Genomic DNA, 16839 nt, shown 5'->3' with positions numbered 1-16839 from the left:
CAATTTTTTTAATCAAATTTTACTAATTGTTATTAACATAAATTAAAACGTACATTATAGATATAGAAATTCGATTAGTTAAAAGAGAGTTACCCTGATGTTAGAAAAAATGGTTCTGGTGCAAAAAATCTATAAAACTTGGACATACTGATACTATTACTCTAAAAAGGTGTGTGATTGGTATGGAAAAGAATAATTTGTTCAAATAGAAACACTATCAGCCTGATATTATCTTATTAACGGTAAGATGGTACCTACGGTACAATCTTAGTTTTCGTGATTTAGTGGAAATGATGGAGGAACGGAGTTTATCCATTTCTCATACAACGATTATGCGTTGTGTTCATCAGTATGGTCCTGAATTGGATAAACGGATCCGACGTTACCTCAAACAAACAAATGACTCTTGGAGAGTCGATGAAACATATATCAAAGTAAAAGGTCAATGGATGTATCTGTATCGTGCTGTTGATTCGAAAGGAAGCACAATCGATTTTTTCCTAAGCAAAACAAGAGATCAGAAGGCTGCAAAGCGCTTTTTCAAGAAAGCTTTGCGGTCTTTTCATGTTTCAAAGCCTCGTGTTATAACGGTCGACAAGAATCCAGCTTATCCTATAGCAATTGAACAGTTGAAAAAAGAAAAAAGCATACCTAACGGTATGTGGCTTAGACAACAAAAGTACTTGAATAACATAGTAGAACAAGATCATCGCTTTATAAAGAAACGAATCCGTTCTATGCTAGGGTTCAAATGCTTTGACACAGCTACATCCATTCTTTCTGGAGTAGAGGCTATGCATATGATTAAAAAAGAACAGATTGATTTACGGGACCAGTCTGTCCAAAACCAGAAAGAATTCATCCATCAATTGTTTGAACTTGTAGCATAAAATACAATTCTGTTAGGAATATATGCGTTTTACTGGTTTTCATTTTATCTTTGCACCAGAACCGTCTCTTTTATACGCTAGTTATTCAACAATCGTAGAATACAAAAAATTACTTAACCATGAGAACACTTGAAATACAAGAAAAAGACGCTTTCTCTATAAAAGAATAGCGCCCGATAATTGAACAAGATAAATTCCAAGGTTTCTCCCATTTATGTATAACAACTTTACTTCTATTATAAATTTAAAGCGTTATGAAGAATGAATACGAATCAACGCTTCCGCATGATTAATGCTTTCTTTTAAATAAATTGGCGAATTGGGGTGATTTAATATTTCATCAGTAGTTAACCATAATACCTCTTCAACCTCATCGGGACTTTTAGAAAATGCCTCCCCCGATTCATATTCGCAAAGAAAAACAATATCCACAACATTTTCACCTGTATCGGTTACGAATGACGTACTATGTACATAATTTAGCCTGTCTTTTACGCTCACACCGACTTCTTCTAATATTTCTCGCTTTACTGTTCTCTCTAATATGTCTGATGAATTCCCTTCTATATCTACCTTACCTCCCACAAGAGAAAGCCAACCACCAGCATGTTCCTCTTTTTTGCTTCTTTCAATAATAAGCCATTTATCATTTTTCCTTATAGCACCTTCAACATTTACGATAAACATTTTAAAGTACCTCCTATAAATTATCCTTATTAATTTCGGGTATTTCCTATGCTTTGTAGCTTGTTCAAAAGCATAACCAAGTGTTTTTTGCCCTTTTTTATTTTCCTATATGTACTCCCTTTCGAAAGCAAACGTATTTCTATATATATTGCTTTTATTATACCGTCTATCGTAGTTTTTAGGATATCGCTCTTTTACGTTTACAATTAAACAGCTTTATTATCACTGCACAGCTTGAATATAAACTAATGTGTGAAACGGCAACACCGATATTACCACAAAAGGCAGAAAAAAATAGCCCTACTTTGGCAGTGGACTTGTTGTTTAGCTATAAGCGCGCTATATGCTATTAGCTATATGCCAGGGGTATTGTATATATTGCATGTACTCAAATCATAATTTTAGATTGCAGCTGTTCCATTACAAAAAGTATTAAACTAACTAGCAAATATGCGATTTTTATATGGGAAATAAGGACAATTCTGAGACTGCATACTTAATAAAACAAGTATATTTTTTTCTATAAATCTTTCAAAAGAAAAAAAGGCGTAATCCTTGATACATAAGGGATAAGCCTCTTTGCTTACCTCTTGCAATAGTATGTAATGGCAAATACCTATATATGATATCACAAATTAATGTTATATTTCCCCAATCAGGATGAATACCACTATCCAACCATCTGTACTTTCCATATAATTGAAATATTCTATGTGTCGAGGTGAAATCATGGATTCTTCTTCGTTTTACTCTATTGTGATCATAATTGCTGCGTTAGTCATATGGCGTAGAACTTTGGCAATGTATCGCCCTATTAAAGGAAACGGAACCCGCATTCTCTTACCCATACTATTTTTGTTACTCCCCTGCATTCACATCATCTTAAATCCAAAAGCACATGCCGCTGGCTGGGAATGGATTTGTGCAGCTATCTTTGGATTTCTTTTGTCAATTCCACTTATTTGGACCACTCACTATGAACTCCGATTCGATCAGAATATTTATGCTGTAAGAAACAAGAGCTTTATTATTACCTTTCTCATCGTACTTATTATCCGTTTTTTACTTCGTGATTATTTAAAATGGCTAGGTCCAGAAACAGAAGCAGCACTATTTATGACTGTAGCACTGGGATATATCTTACCTTGGAGAATTATCTCTTTCATCAAATTTCGTCAACTATACAAAAGTCGAATCCAAACTAACAATAACATTGACTTACGATAACACTAATTATGTGAATGGAAAGTACTTTCAGAACTTCTGAGGGGACTTTCCAGGTTTTGCAATACATTGGTTTTATGCTAACAAAAGATGCTTATTTTTTTGAAGAACTATGTTAATTTTGAGGAACAAAGGGACAGATTTACTGCCCCCTATTGTTTACTTATTTTGATTTTTTTTGGGCTCTTAATGCGATTTTTTCAAGTCCATTTTCTCCCGCAAATTCTACATCTGCTTTTGGTACAGCATTTTTATTGTTCTTCAATTGATTATTCTTATTTTTAGCCATTTTTTCACCACCCTTGTAGCTTGATTTAGTTATTCCTTCAAGGATGCCAACTATAATAAATACACTATATACAGATAGCGGAGTTGTGTTTTTTCGTCATCAGCACCCACGATTTTAGTTTGCTTTCTTTTTTGTAGCCTATGCGATTTGATTTACTTCTTTAAATAAACTGACCCATTCGCTCAATAAGAAATTGAATACAAAGCGATTGCACCCAATGGTTTTAACAATTAATATTTTTTGTTCCTTCGTTGGATAGATACGAAATTTATATGCTTTGTTGTAGCTTTTGAATAAAGTTTGATGATTTTTGTGATCCTTGCTCAATTAAAGCGCCCGATTATTGAAGTTCGGTTTTAGGCTAATCCACTTCACATATTTACTTTATGAAGCTTCAAGATGAAGACTGCTGCCACGATAAGAAGGGACACCGTCAGAAAAGTAACTGCGAACGCGCTTTGCCCACTTGCGTACAAAGCTGCGGAAGCAACAATGAACACAACCAGCTTAAGCGTAGTTCGTATGGGGAAGGAGAAGATGGGGAGCGACGCCTTCGGGGAGAGAAACATCCCCCATAGAGTGGCTATGACTAGTGGCGTGGCAACCGCGAGTATAATTTTGACCGCTGCCCCTGTCTTGATATGATAACCCCAGTAACTGAACGCAGCCATTGCACCAAGCTCCAGTAGAAAGAATCCGGTAAGGACGCTAACACCTATCCATTTTATTTCCATCCGACTCTTCCTCCCAATAAAAAGAATTAAGAAACTAATGTTAATTTTTTTATATACAATATGTTTCGGTCATATTCTAAAATCCTGCCATTTAACTTAATAATAATTATTTCAAAATTCTGTGATTTGAGCAATCGCTTTATTCCAGAAAATGGCCCAATTGTTGAAGATCAATTAATTCATTAAAAAAAAAGACAATTTTAACTCTAAAAGTTAGACACGTTATTTCATTGGGCAGCTTCTTGGGCACGGGTCCGGTATTGTACCGGACTCCTGCCTTTTAGCTTTTTCTTTGCTGTTGTGTATTTTATATTGTGATGATCCATTGACAGTTACTTTTGTATCTATAGTAAATCCTAATCCTGCATCAACAGAACCAGCAACAACACACTTACCTACAAAGGGACTCCACAGTAATTTCTCCTATTATATATATAAATCATGCTTAGTTAAATTGGTTTGATTTTATAAGGAGCCAAAAACCTCTAAATATTTATTTTACAATCACATAATCAATCCTAATATACCTAAAGTTTGATATAATGATACGGTTATTAATAGCAATTAGGGAGATATACAGTATGAACTATACAAATATGCCAAAAGAAAGAGGAATGGTTAAACAGACTCCATTTGCTACTATACCAGAGCAATTCGCTGGTATTCGTAAGATTGTTAAAAAGCAGACAAAAGTGGAGCGCCCTACATTAACCCAAGACGAACAAGAACGTATTGAAAACATGTTATTATGTTCATTTCTTTCTGAAGAGAAGAAATTGATTACTTATTATAGAGATGATCATTTGCTTACTAGATATATGACTGTAACTGACATAAATCCGATAGAAAATTTAATAACTTGTACTGATGCATCTTATAACAGAATTTTTCTTAAATTTATGGATATAATTGATTTAAGATAAAAAACATACTGTTTATAAAGTTTGATTAAAAACCTCTTACAAATCCACATTCTGTGTTACACAAAAAGACTCCATTTTGAAAAAAGATTGATCAAAATAGAGTCTTTCTTTGTGACTGGATGTTGAATTTTTATAAAAAAGTTTGATCAAAACACATTTAGAATTCTTTAATTGAAAAGATATAGCATCGCATCTTTCTTATAAACATCGTGATTTTATTTCATATCCATATCTTAAGTTGATGGGCATGTATGGTGCTTCCTATATTTAGTTTTAAATACAAAATTAACAATTTGCGCTCAAATTGAACTTACAAAAAAAGCTGCTTCATCAGCAGCTTTCTCCCAATCTATTATATTTTCTCTAATTCACTACCAAGAAACTTCGCAATCTCTAGCATACCGTATTTTCCAACAACTGCTTCAGCGTCAGCATTGTAGTTTGTGTTTGTATTAATGTCATAAGTAAAAATTTCACCATCGGCATTTCGAATAAACTCAATGCCCGCGATGGCGATATCATTTGCAGCCAAAACAGCCTCATATTTTTGAATAATTGGGTCATCAAAGCCCTCAATAATTTGAAACTTCGGTTTTTCCGGGGCTTTCTCTCCAACAGGGCAGAACAAATCTCCAATTTGACAAGCATCAGCTGGGCACAATTCAAAGCCTTTGGACGTATCGACTTGAACTGCATATACAAATTTTCCGCCTACAAACTCACAACGTGTAATGTAAGGCTCAGGAGATTGAATATATTCTTGAATTAATGTAATACCATCTACTGGCTCTTCAAATGCTGCACTTTCTACGTATTCTTGTAAAGAAGCAACGGACTGAAACAGTTGAACACCTAGTCCTTTTCCAGCACGGTTATGCTTCGTAATGAACAGGCGTCCTTCAAATTGCGTTGCCGCTTCTATTATATGATCCTTACCAACAGCTGCAATTGTCTTAGGTGTCCGGATTCCTTCTGCATTCAGTGCCATATATTGCGCAACTTTACTTACTTCAAGCTGCAATGCTCTGCTTCCGTTGAACAATTTTTGATTATGCCTCTCTAACCAAGCAAGTACAGCACCCGTAAACTCTGGTGCAAAGCGATGATTTCTTGTGTGAGAAGAAGCGCTCATACGGTTATAAAATACGCCCTGCGGCGGAACAGACGAAAGATCAACATTTCCTTTGTCCAAATGCCATTCTTCATAAGGAAGATCGAGTTCTTCTAATCTTTTCGTTAGATGTCTTGTCCATTCTGTGTTTTCATGAATAACGTGAATCTTCTTCAAGGGAATACCTTCTTTCAAAAATGTAATTATATTCATTATACTATTTTTAGTAATCTGTAAAATACTAATTTTAAAATAATTCAATCTTAATTTAACATATTTGTGGTTAGCTATATGAGCTAGCCCAACATGAAGAAGCGTTTTTAAACCTACAGCTCCTACTAATAATGATGAGAAATTTGATATATATATATATCAAATTTCTCATCATTATCCAGATTATCCACTACACTTGCAAATCCATTTTTAAAATAGATAAACGTCTCTCTCACATTTGTAGTATAAAATTCGTCAGTTACTGTATATATTCTAACAAATCTATTTGGCAACTTAGAGCATCACTACCACCTAAAGAGGGGGACAATGGAACTGGGTAGTCACCTATTGAATCAATTTAGAAGAAAGGGTTCAATCCATAACCTTGTTTAGACCGGATATCCGCCTGTTGGCGGTGGCCAAGCACTAAATAATCTGCGAATCAGTACAATTTCTCCTAAATGGTAGGAGTTGTGTGATGCAATATTGCGTAGCACACCACCTGGGGTTTCACCAGGCCAGCTCTCCAATGGTATGTCCAATTGAATATTTTGGGCAAGCGTGCATGCCTGATCAATCCCCTGAATAAAATACTGAATAGTCTGTTTCCACTTTTCCTCACTGCCAGGACATTCTTCTTCTGGCCAGCTCTCACTCACATGGGCAGGCAATGCAGGCTTCTTGCCCTGAGCGGATAATAAGAGAAAATCTTGCCAGTAGGTCATGTGTTTCACTAATTGATAAATAGAATAAGGCAGTTCCTCTCTGCGCTTTCCCGCAAGCGCCAAGTCTATATCCGACAAAGCATTCTTGATGAGAAGATGTCCTCGTTCTCCTCTTAACGATTTTACTAATGCCTCACTAAACGCTTTATTTGCTTGAAATTTATCCATGATTTTAAATCTCCTTCACTATCTAAATCGCATTTTTCCATATATCCCCTTTATAAAAGAGTATCAATTCTTACACATTCATAATACTTTTCCACAGCATATGAAAAACAATTTCTACATTATCTTTATCTAAAACTTCTGAATGGGTATCACCATGTCGTACAATAGTATTTACAGAAGTATAAATTAGCTTACTCATTAATCTATGATCCACATTTTAACGAAAATTTACGCTTAGGAATTATCGGCTTTGGTTATGTCTGGATTTTAAAAGACTAGTTTCTTGTACGCGTCACATACGAATAAATCGGATCTTTTAATTCGAAGTCATACGTTTCTCCATTCACAATTCCTACCACCTTCTCACTGTCATATAAATCCAGTAAGAAACCGGCCATTTGTTCAGCTGTATGGAACTTAGGAACAATACCATTATATTCAAAATTATCAACATCGTAGGAGCGTTTCGCAAATTCGGTCTCTGTTGCAGCAGGAGCCAAGACTTTTGCTTGCATGGCTGCTCCTTTTCCTTTCAATTCTTGTGCTAGCCCTTCTGTAAAGGCACTTACATAGAACTTTGTCGCACAGTAGGTCACAGCATCGGCAACAATCAGGTATCCTCCTCCTGAAGAAATATTGATGATTTGTGTTCCATCAACATTTCCATAGTCACGTACATAAAGAGAAGATAGAACAGTTAAGGCTTCAATATTCAAGTGAAGCATTTTCTCAATTTTATTTAAATTTTGTTCCCCAACAGTAGCAAAGTTTCCAAAACCAGCATTGTTGATCCAAGTCTCAATCTGATAATCCTGAAGACTTTCGTAGAATTCATAAACATTTGCAGTAACAGATAAGTCAACAGTTCGAATGACAACATCCAGGCCTGCATTAATGTCAGCCACTTTTGATTTTAGCTTTTCCAATTCCTCCGCTCTACGAGCTGCTATGATTAAGTTTTTTCCGCGAGCCGCAAAAGCAAGAGCCGTTTCATACCCAATTCCTGAACTGGCCCCCGTAATAACTGTATATTTCATATAAATCCCTCCTGAATTTTATCCAATTGATTTTTTGTGAACGAAGTATGAGTTGATTATAATGGTTAGAGTATACTCTAAGTCAAGAGAACAATCAGTATGGAAAAGGTGAATTTATTTAAGTGGAAACATTACCAACCGGACATCATCTTGTTAACTGTATGTTGGTACCTACGGTACAACTTAAGCTTTCGTGACTTGGTGGAAATGATGGAGGAACGAGGGTTATTCCTGGCTCATACAACGATTATACGATGGGTACATTAATATGGGCCGGAGTTTGATAAACGAATAACTCATGGAGAGTGGACGAAACATATATAAAAGTAAAAGGACATTGGCTGTACTTATATCGTGCCGTTGATTCTGAAGGAAATACGATTGACTTTTATTTGAGTAAATCTAGAAATCATAAGGCTGCAAAGCGATTCTTCAAGAAAGCCTTGCGGTCTTTTCATGTCTCAAAACCTCGTATCATCACGGTTGATAAGAACCCTGCTTATCCAATTGCTATCGAATAGTTGAAGAAAGAAAAAAGGATACCAATAGGCACCAAAATCCGAAGGATAAAATATTTAAATAACATAGTAGAACAAGATCATCGTTTTATTAAAAAACGTATACGCTCTATGTTGGGATTTAAATCATACAAAACATCAGCCTCTATATTGAGTGGTGTTGAAGCCATGCATATGGTCAAAAAGAACAAATTGATTTGCAGAACCAGTCTGTCAAAAATCAGAATATTTTTATCAACCAGCTGTTTGGATTAACTGCTTAACAGGTGATTCCGTTAGGAATCCTTGATTCTTTTTTATTTATCATCTTTTTGCACCAGAACCAAATCACTTGGACTGTATCCCGTATTAGAAGCACCAACTTTAGGAACGAATTTTATATCTCTTCCTAAAGCAATTAAAGAACTGTTAATTTTGTTCCTCTCACTTATAAGAGGGTGGGCTTTAACAAAAACTTGAGAACCATTTTTTACTGTTACAGATTCACCTTCTTTATTAATGGTTTTATTTATTTTTCTAAATGCTTTGACCAGATCAATGTATCTTTCTACTTTTTCACCTTCGACTAAATCTGTAATATCAATACTATTCATGAGCTGTTCTTTTAACCTCACAATACTAACAGCCATCTACCCACTCCCCCCTTACGTGCGTAATTTCGAAAAAAACCTGACAGTTAAACCCCTCCTCCGGTGCCCCTTAGAGCATTTTTTGATGAAATATTTTAAGGGGGGGGATTATTATCATCGATTCATTTTCACCGCTTTTCATCGTGTTCCCATTTATTATGTTTCTTTTTGAATGTTCTACCGTGTTCTTTATTGTGGCAATCCACACATACTGTTTCGAGATTGTCTATTTCTAATGCAAGTTCTGGATGATATTCGAGTTCTTTTATATGATGAACAACTAACTGAATCTTCTTACGCTTGGCACTCTCGCTGTACTCATTGGTATCAGTTTGAACATGACCGTTACGCTTACACTCTTGGCATTCATAGTTATCACGCTTCTTTACTTGTTCGCGAAGTCTTTTCCATTCACCGCTATCATAGAACTTACGCTTCTGTTGTTTAGTTTTGTATTGTTTCATTGCTCTCGACCAATTTGCTTTCTTCTAAGAATGAATCGATTAGTTTATTGATTAAACTTATATCAGCTTCTTTCTTTACATTTGGTGTTGTGTTTCCAGCTAATACATCAATCTCTTTAACAAGTAACTGTAACTTTTCTAAAGCAACATACTCTTTAAGTTCTTCTTCAGTAACAGCGGAAAGGATTGTACCAATAGCAATTGCTTTCTCAAGCTTAGTTAATTGCATCTATCTCACTCCTTACTTTTCAAGAATACATCAATTGTTTTACCTAACACACTAATGTTTCTCTTTTACTGATTTTGCAATCTTCGTCTCTGCCCCAAACTCCCTCTTATAAAGTACTTCAGTGACTATCTCCTTATCAGACACTACATCATACAACTTTAGAAAATTATCATCCATTTAGATAAATACACTATACATGTCTTTGAAAACCTATCATACAATATGTTATCTGGAGTGAAAGGAGTTTCTTATGAATTATAAAAACAGATACCCTGACTGTAGTCCAAAACGGCCTCTCTCTATACTTTTACCCACACATAAATCCGTCGAAAATATCATGTATCATGCAATTGCCAAACAAGATCAGTTTATTTATACCAATTCTGATGGCTTGAGTGAATATAATAGCTCCTCTATCCTTTCTCCTGTTGAAGTATCTTATTTCAATTTATTTATTAACGGAGTCATTCAACCATTAAATACGTATCAAGTGGAAAGTGGGAAATTAACTTTATTGTCAGAAACCCCCCCCCTTGCACATACTCCCATTACCTTACAATTCATCAAACTTTTTTGAGATGAACACAGCTAATCCTTCTGCATATACTATGGTGTGGACAAATTATTCCAAGAACAGGAGGTTAATTTATGGCATTACAACTGATGAAAATCGCTATCGCAGGTTCAACGACGACAACGACTAATCCTGATGATTCCCGTTTCTTTTATGTCACCACAGCTCCCACTACTGCTGGAAATAGCTTAACAATTGACGCTGCAAGCTTCTTTCAAGACGACGGATCTGCTGTCACTACCCTACCTACTTTGGCAGCAAATAATAGTTATTTCAATGTGTATGTAAACGGCGTATTACAAATGGAAGGTATTTCAGCATATACACCAGGTGCGACAGGTGTGGGATCATTAATTGTTACCGTTCCGGCCGGAGCAGGGACAATCTTAACAGGCACACCAGTCATTTTAGAAATTGTACAATTCGCACCGACATCTTCTACGACTGTAGCAACATAATAAGAGGGCCTACACATCCGTATGGGCCCTCTTATTCTTTAGTTATTCTTCCTCTAAAACAGGAGTGAACAAATTACAACTCTTACTATACAGTATGTTTTATTCTTAGAAGTGGTGTCCAAAAAAACATATCATACTCCATACATAAAAAAGAGACCATCTTAAACAGATGCCCTCCTCTCTCAACCGGTATATTCAATCATGCACCATCGAAAATGGGTTTCGAATCTGTGTTACCATATGATCGGACCATTTAGAAAATCACGCAACAACATTGTGAGGTTTATTTTCTACCACTTCTCATAATACAAATATAACACGTTAATTCCAAAACCACCGGTACATTTACTGCCAAAAAGCGGTCACGACTCTGCCAACTTTTTTTCTTTCCTCATTTCAAACTTTACCACTTGATTTGTCAGTTCTACTTGAATGTCTAATAACGTTTGGTTTTCCATCGTTTCCTTCTTCTAAATCAGCCACTTCGGATAAGCTAACTGCTGCAAGATTATCTGATAATAATCTGGATTTAATCTTAATATGTCTGGGTTTCTACCTTCACGATTTTGATAATGAATTAATGCTTCTAATAACTCTTCACACACCATTCTTATCCACTATATACAACTGTTATGATACATTGAAGAATTTTATGCAACTCAATTATCCATATCTTATATTTTGTGTAACTGACCCTTTTGCTAGAGCTCTTGATATTCATAGCTTCATAACACTTTCCCTTTTGGGTTACACAACACATAAAAAATGGGTAATTATAAAAAGTAAAAAATAAAAAGGACGTTGCTATATTTTAAATCGAGTCATAGCCTTATCCATTGCATCTTGGTTCACACCTATGTATCTTAATGTAACTCTTTCGGATGAATGATTGAATATCTCCATTAACAAGGCTATATTCTTTGTTTGCATGTACATATGATATCCAAATGTCTTACGTAATGTATGTGTACCTATCTCATCTAATCCAAACTCTGCTGCTGTACTTCTAAGTATCTTATATGCCATGCTGCGTCCAATCGGTTTATTCTTTCCTTCTCGACTCTTAATTAAATACTCATTATCTTCTCTTTCTTCAATGTACCAACGTAATTCTCTTTTTAATGCTGGTGTCAATTGAATACGTTTCTGTTTACCCGTTTTCTTTTCTCTCATTGAAATATGGCTACCCTTTAAATCACCTATTTTAAGCTTTAAGATATCACTTATACGCAACCCTGTATTAATTCCCATCACAAACAAAATATAATTACGCTCATTGTTTTCCCTCAGATATTCTTTAATCTGTTGTATTTTCTCTGGGTCACGTATTGGCTGAACAAAATTCATCAGTCATTACCTCCGTTATGCTCTTCTGTCTCATATACTTCTAATCTAAGAGCAAAAGCTAGTTTATAAAAAGCATTAGATTTATTACGTCTGTATGTACGTTCACTCATACCAATCTCGTTATAAACCATGTAATCAAAGACTTCTTCATCTTCTAAATATCGCTTTACAATGATGTCTCTTTGATTCTTGCTAAAGCGACTTAATGCCTTATCAATTTGAAGGGACAAGCGCTGTAATTTCACTTCTCTGTCACTCATTACAACATTTGCTAGAGCAACATCTTCAGCTGGCTTGCCTACCATGTTTGTTGGGCCATGATATCTTACCTCGCAAGAAGCAGTGACCTTCATCTCATTTCTAATCATCCCAAATTGTCTATAAATACGAACATTTTCAAGAATCTCTTCTAAACGAACTTGCGTTGCTTTACGATCAATTTTAGGTAAGAAAGTTAATTGCGTCATATATAAAAACACTCCTTATCTATTTTATTAATAAAAAAACAAAAAGCGGACACCAAACCATAGAGCACTATCACTTATGCTCTTTATGGTTTGATGTCCGCTGGTTCTTCCAGTAGGACTAAATATTTAATTTTTATTTATTATACCATTTTTACACAATCTATCTATTTTTCTATTCAAACGATCATTTTGTCTAAATGTTCGCCCTGCATTTCATAGACCTTTTTTAAAGTTGAAAGTACGTTATCTCTTATATGAATGAGAAGGAGTAATATGCTTTTTATGAATGTAAATCAGAAGCGAAAATTTTTTTATTGCCAAAGAATCATATCGATATATGACAACAGCTCATTTTTTTTAATCCCTTGTCAAAAACAAGCATATATAGTGTAGAAAACATATTCTACACTATATGTTATCAAAAAGTGAGGAACCGTATATGAATTCACATCATAAGAAAGATTTCATTAATATAAGCGCACCTTATTTCCCACATATCGATTCATCGGTATTTCCGAAAGTTCAAAAACCAATAAAATCATCGCGATCCCCAAAAACTCAAAAAACAAAACAATCATTAAAGTCTCCTAAATCCCAAACATTGTGCTGTAGACAAATTGTAGAGCATAAAATCCAGTTAGTGCCTCCCGCAAAAAAAGGAACCGTAAAAGTTGATAAACAGATATTCACTACGATTGAAAAGGTGTGTTCAGAAGTAGTCGTCATTATTGGATATATCCGAAAAACTGTTACTTATACAGCAGTAACTCATAACAGAGAGATTCCAAATCATAGTATTCAAGATGATGTTCCCTTCCAGTGTCTTATAGAATCAACGGACATTAAAGAAAATCATCAATTTAGCATCGTCGAGAAAAAAATACTCGGTGAAGTTTTTGCACGTGAAGCTAACTTTGGAAGTTCAAATGGTTTTCTATCATATAGACAAACCCTTGCTTTCAATTTTATAGAGAAGGATGTTATAAAAGTTTCCATAAAAACGATTACTAAGTAAATCAATATCCTTTCATCATAAATATAAAATCAGGTCATTTTAGAGACTAAATTTGCAGTTCCGGATCTCTCTAAGATGAAATAACTTATTTATTTGCTGAAAAATAGGAATCTTGTCCAATATATTCACCTATGCACGCTCTGTATCTACTTCATACTCTATAGTAGAAGCAATAGCATTCTATTTGACTTCGAAATGTAATGAGAGAATATTATTTATTGAACTAAGGAGGAATAATGAATGGTTTGCCCACTTATTAATCCAACAACTTGTTGCCAAGTTGTTGTTGAGCGTACAACGCAGCTTGTCCCTCCAGCACTTGCAGGTACCGTTACCTTTACACAAACTGTTGAAGCGGATATTGAAAATGTAATCCCAGAAAAAGTTGTAATTTGCGGAGTAGTTCGTAAAACGTTAACTTACACTGCTGTTTTAGAAAATGGCACTCTAGTGCCGGGTTTTCAAATTTTTGATGATATCCCTTTTCAATGTGTCATTGACCGTGAAGATGCAAATGAAGGGGACCTTTTCGAGGTCACAGGTGTAGCAATTCTTGGACAAGTTTCTGCTCAAGAACAAAATTTTGGATTTATAGACGGATTACGAGTTGCTTTTAAATTCAAAGAAAAGGAGATTGTCAAAGTCTGCGTTAGGAGATTGCCAGTCACTGGTACAGAAGTGGCTATTGGACTAGCGTTTACAAGTGAAGATTGTAACGTTCCTGTTGTAGCACCCGGTCGTTTGTTAGTAAATGGCATAGGATTTGCAGGAATACCAGTTACGTTCACAATACAAGGTGCAGCGACTGTTTCTCCAACTACGGTGTTTACAGAAGAAGGCGGATTTTTTAGTACGAATGTTACTGCTACTGGGCCTGGAAATATAACTCTTATAGCGTCTGGTACGGTAAATGGATTTCCTTTCTTTGGAGAAACGACTACAACTTCACCTTGTCCATAATAAAGTGAAACTTCCATTCTTTATAACGTGAGCTGGCCACTTACGCTATTTTTACAAAGGGCACTAATTGATAGTGCTCTTTTTAGTTTTTTATACAAAATGAAATTTTTATTAAGTTTCCTTTCGTTTCCGCATAATATTTCCAATTACGTTTATACTATAGCTGTAACTTCAAGTTACATATCATTACTTGTAGGGCCTAATTTCTTTTGTACAACAAGTAGTTAGCTAATTGAGCTAGCTGCTTTGTTTTTTAACCATTTTTGTAGGAACGTAATTTATATGCATAATTTCTGAAGTGAAATCCATACTATATTTAGGTCTTAACATCTAAAACCCTTATTTCAGCCTTAGACCTAATAAAGAGCCCCTCTCTCTTCCATGGGGCTAAGCAGTTAGCTTTTGCTAGCTGCTCTTTTTTGTATGTTCTGATTTCCATCGCATATAATGCTTACATACCAGCTAAAAAGGCATTCTACTCCCTAGCCCATGAACAAGTGAAACTTCTTGTCCTTTTTTATTCCACTACACTTTTGGTTTTATTTCTTACCCCTTAAACATACCTTAATATCGAAAGATGTTTAGCTCATAGAGTTACCTCCTTATTGAAGGGCACTGGTGTATAGTGCTCTTTTTTTACTGTACGACTCCTCTTTATTCAAATGACTCACATTATTAAAGAAACCACATACGATATCACGTATTCTTTTACATTAAGAGTTTTGGTCCTAAGAGCACTTATTTAAGTGTTCTTTTTAAATTTAAGTTCCACTTCAATATGTTCACCATTGTGTAAAATGAACATATACTAACCTGACAAGACATAGTTTTTGATATAGTGGTGCACAAAAAACTTTGTGCACTATTTTTCTTCTACATAACTAAGTTATCGTTGCGATAGGTAAGACTTTGAAGTTATCTCCATCTTTTCCCCCGCTTAACACTGTACGTGCGACTTTCATCGCATACAGCGTCCCATCTTATTCTTCTATACTAAAGCAACTAGATTACAAACAATGTTGTACTCACCAACGTATTAATTCCCCTTTCTTACGAAAGGTCACATCATCTTACTCGATCCTGTGAGTTACATCTAATTGATTTAGCTTTCAAAGAACAAGACTAGGGACTATCCCTCCACATTCGTTACATGCTTCGTCGGTACTGTGTCCCCACCTTCACAAGAATGGAGCAATTTCGGTTCGTTAGAACCTTATATGCATCTGTCCGCTAGTAGGCGTTGTTGACAGTTTCTTGCTTACCACGTTCCGATTGACCTAGCTATACATATATCCTTAGGTGCTTGCTGTAAGCCTGTTACCTTTACATCCTCATTGTTAGATGTTCCGAATTTCATACTATTTAATCTTACTTTTCGGGAGATAACGTCGTCATTAACGACATACACATTTCTGATGTATTAAACGTTTAGACCCGTACATTCGCAAGTTCGCCAGTCCTTTGTCGGACATTCTCACCATAGATATTTTGTAGCATCCCGACCTATCCATCACCATATGATTTCTCACTTAGGCTTTGTTCAGCCGACTTCACCTAGCTTCATACAATTTATGACTACTATCACGCCTTGCATGTAGGAGTATCAGATAAGTAGTTTCAGCTCAACCTGACGGCTTTCATTCCTACTTTCAGTCAATCAGTTATTGTTATCAAAGTGATAACCCTCCTATTTCGTGTTTACACACTTATAAGGAAACGTGTCGCGCAAATAGCGTTTTTGTAAAAAATCTTTCACATTTAAACTAGACAAGCATATGTTATTGTATAGAGATCCACCATTCATAGGATTCTTACCTTTCTAAGAGCACGCTTATAGGTGTGCTCTTTTATATTTGCTATGAAATAACGATTTTGTATTAAATCCGTACATTCCTAAAAAGCATACATACAATATCATGTGGTATTCTTTTTTAATTTTAGTTTTGCTTAAGGAGCGCTTTGGAAAGCGCTCCTTTTGCTTAATTTCTACTGTATATTTTTATACGCAATTCATATACTTTAAATAACCTGTTATGTCTTCAACTAATATTTTAGTGCCATTCCACTTTTTTTGAGACAACAAGCCCTCCGGTTGTTGTCTTTTTTCTTTTCTCTATTCAAATAAGGATTTTGTTTAAAATCCAAAAATAAAAACATATTTAGTCAAAGCACTCATA

At 35.2% G+C, this 16839-nt stretch carries 18 protein-coding genes and 3 pseudogenes; 8 read left to right on the top strand and 13 right to left on the bottom strand.

Annotation, left to right across the window (positions count from 1 at the left end):
• The first annotated feature begins 182 nt into the window (after positions 1-182).
• Positions 183-890 (top strand): annotated as a pseudogene (locus NSQ47_RS25920) (IS6 family transposase).
• A gap of 252 nt (positions 891-1142) precedes the next feature.
• On the opposite strand, the gene NSQ47_RS25915 reads toward NSQ47_RS25920, so the two are convergent.
• Complete coding sequence (locus tag NSQ47_RS25915; protein ID WP_335469212.1) at positions 1143-1577, bottom strand: NUDIX hydrolase; 435 nt, start codon at positions 1575-1577, stop codon at positions 1143-1145.
• 729 nt (positions 1578-2306) lie between these two features.
• On the opposite strand from NSQ47_RS25915, the gene NSQ47_RS25910 reads away from it, so the two are divergent.
• Positions 2307-2804 carry a CcdC protein domain-containing protein gene (locus NSQ47_RS25910; protein WP_215582835.1) on the top strand — a complete coding sequence of 166 codons (498 nt, stop codon included), beginning with the start codon at positions 2307-2309 and terminating at the stop codon, positions 2802-2804.
• A 160-nt stretch (positions 2805-2964) separates the two neighbouring features.
• Here NSQ47_RS25910 and NSQ47_RS25905 read toward each other — a convergent pair whose 3' ends face one another.
• The 3 genes and pseudogenes from NSQ47_RS25905 to NSQ47_RS25895 all read right to left on the bottom strand — a co-directional run bounded on the left by NSQ47_RS25905 (position 2965) and on the right by NSQ47_RS25895 (position 3824).
• Positions 2965-3090, bottom strand: a complete 126-nt coding sequence (locus tag NSQ47_RS25905; protein ID WP_001107285.1) for a hypothetical protein — start codon at positions 3088-3090, stop codon at positions 2965-2967.
• Between the two features lie 147 nt (positions 3091-3237).
• Positions 3238-3417, bottom strand: a pseudogene (locus NSQ47_RS25900) (helix-turn-helix domain-containing protein); the annotation flags it as partial.
• 44 nt (positions 3418-3461) lie between these two features.
• Complete coding sequence (locus NSQ47_RS25895; RefSeq protein ID WP_002144369.1) at positions 3462-3824, bottom strand: YrdB family protein; 363 nt, start codon at positions 3822-3824, stop codon at positions 3462-3464.
• Positions 3825-4405: 581 nt separating this feature from the next.
• On the opposite strand from NSQ47_RS25895, the gene NSQ47_RS25890 reads away from it, so the two are divergent.
• Positions 4406-4747 (top strand): YolD-like family protein, encoded by a 342-nt coding sequence (locus NSQ47_RS25890; protein ID WP_078182007.1) that lies wholly within the window; start codon positions 4406-4408, stop codon positions 4745-4747.
• A gap of 352 nt (positions 4748-5099) precedes the next feature.
• On the opposite strand, the gene NSQ47_RS25885 is transcribed toward NSQ47_RS25890, so the two are convergent.
• The 3 genes from NSQ47_RS25885 to NSQ47_RS25875 all read right to left on the bottom strand — a co-directional run bounded on the left by NSQ47_RS25885 (position 5100) and on the right by NSQ47_RS25875 (position 8001).
• Positions 5100-6035, bottom strand: coding sequence for an ATP-grasp domain-containing protein (locus tag NSQ47_RS25885; protein WP_341038515.1), 936 nt, complete (start codon positions 6033-6035; stop codon positions 5100-5102).
• Positions 6036-6460: 425 nt separating this feature from the next.
• Positions 6461-6964, bottom strand: a complete 504-nt coding sequence (locus tag NSQ47_RS25880; RefSeq protein ID WP_341038514.1) for a DinB family protein — start codon at positions 6962-6964, stop codon at positions 6461-6463.
• 275 nt (positions 6965-7239) lie between these two features.
• Positions 7240-8001 (bottom strand): SDR family NAD(P)-dependent oxidoreductase, encoded by a 762-nt coding sequence (locus tag NSQ47_RS25875; RefSeq protein WP_341038512.1) that lies wholly within the window; start codon positions 7999-8001, stop codon positions 7240-7242.
• A gap of 99 nt (positions 8002-8100) precedes the next feature.
• Between NSQ47_RS25875 and NSQ47_RS25870 the strand changes: the two are divergent.
• A pseudogene (locus NSQ47_RS25870) lies at positions 8101-8782 on the top strand (IS6 family transposase).
• 33 nt (positions 8783-8815) lie between these two features.
• Here the strand turns inward: NSQ47_RS25870 and NSQ47_RS25865 are convergent.
• The 3 genes from NSQ47_RS25865 to NSQ47_RS25855 form a co-directional block, all read right to left on the bottom strand.
• Positions 8816-9148, bottom strand: coding sequence for a P27 family phage terminase small subunit (locus NSQ47_RS25865; protein WP_341038510.1), 333 nt, complete (start codon positions 9146-9148; stop codon positions 8816-8818).
• A 128-nt stretch (positions 9149-9276) separates the two neighbouring features.
• Positions 9277-9612, bottom strand: a complete 336-nt coding sequence (locus tag NSQ47_RS25860; protein WP_341038509.1) for an HNH endonuclease — start codon at positions 9610-9612, stop codon at positions 9277-9279.
• Positions 9593-9841 (bottom strand): hypothetical protein, encoded by a 249-nt coding sequence (locus tag NSQ47_RS25855; RefSeq protein ID WP_098889771.1) that lies wholly within the window; start codon positions 9839-9841, stop codon positions 9593-9595. The genes NSQ47_RS25860 and NSQ47_RS25855 overlap by 20 nt, the downstream gene beginning before the upstream one ends.
• Positions 9842-10091: 250 nt before the next feature.
• Between NSQ47_RS25855 and NSQ47_RS25850 the strand changes: the two genes are divergently transcribed.
• Positions 10092-10418: a DUF4183 domain-containing protein gene (locus NSQ47_RS25850; RefSeq protein ID WP_341038504.1), complete on the top strand. Its 327-nt coding sequence runs from the start codon at positions 10092-10094 to the stop codon at positions 10416-10418.
• Between the two features lie 71 nt (positions 10419-10489).
• On the top strand, positions 10490-10873 hold the full coding sequence (locus NSQ47_RS25845) for a DUF4183 domain-containing protein (RefSeq protein ID WP_071745298.1): 384 nt from the start codon (positions 10490-10492) through the stop codon (positions 10871-10873).
• 470 nt (positions 10874-11343) lie between these two features.
• On the opposite strand, the gene NSQ47_RS25840 is transcribed toward NSQ47_RS25845, so the two are convergent.
• The 3 genes from NSQ47_RS25840 to NSQ47_RS25830 form a co-directional block, all read right to left on the bottom strand.
• The gene (locus NSQ47_RS25840; RefSeq protein ID WP_341038502.1) at positions 11344-11481 is read right to left on the bottom strand and encodes a hypothetical protein; all 138 of its coding nucleotides are present in this window, start codon (positions 11479-11481) and stop codon (positions 11344-11346) included.
• Between the two features lie 196 nt (positions 11482-11677).
• Positions 11678-12220, bottom strand: a complete 543-nt coding sequence (locus tag NSQ47_RS25835) for a site-specific integrase (protein WP_341038501.1) — start codon at positions 12218-12220, stop codon at positions 11678-11680.
• Positions 12220-12687 carry an ArpU family phage packaging/lysis transcriptional regulator gene (locus NSQ47_RS25830; protein WP_341038500.1) on the bottom strand — a complete coding sequence of 156 codons (468 nt, stop codon included), beginning with the start codon at positions 12685-12687 and terminating at the stop codon, positions 12220-12222. Before NSQ47_RS25830 ends, NSQ47_RS25835 begins: the two co-directional genes overlap by 1 nt.
• Before the next feature lie 439 nt (positions 12688-13126).
• Here NSQ47_RS25830 and NSQ47_RS25825 point away from each other — a divergent pair, with 439 nt between their 5' ends.
• Both NSQ47_RS25825 and NSQ47_RS25820 read left to right on the top strand, forming a co-directional pair.
• Positions 13127-13702 (top strand): hypothetical protein, encoded by a 576-nt coding sequence (locus tag NSQ47_RS25825; RefSeq protein WP_341038498.1) that lies wholly within the window; start codon positions 13127-13129, stop codon positions 13700-13702.
• 240 nt (positions 13703-13942) lie between these two features.
• On the top strand, positions 13943-14662 hold the full coding sequence (locus NSQ47_RS25820; RefSeq protein WP_341038497.1) for a hypothetical protein: 720 nt from the start codon (positions 13943-13945) through the stop codon (positions 14660-14662).
• Positions 14663-16839: the final 2177 nt, after the last annotated feature.

It is taken from the genome of Bacillus sp. FSL R10-2780 (assembly GCF_038006125.1).
GTDB lineage: Bacteria > Bacillota > Bacilli > Bacillales > Bacillaceae_G > Bacillus_A > Bacillus_A cereus_U.
This window is presented reverse-complemented; position numbering and strand designations above follow the sequence as displayed.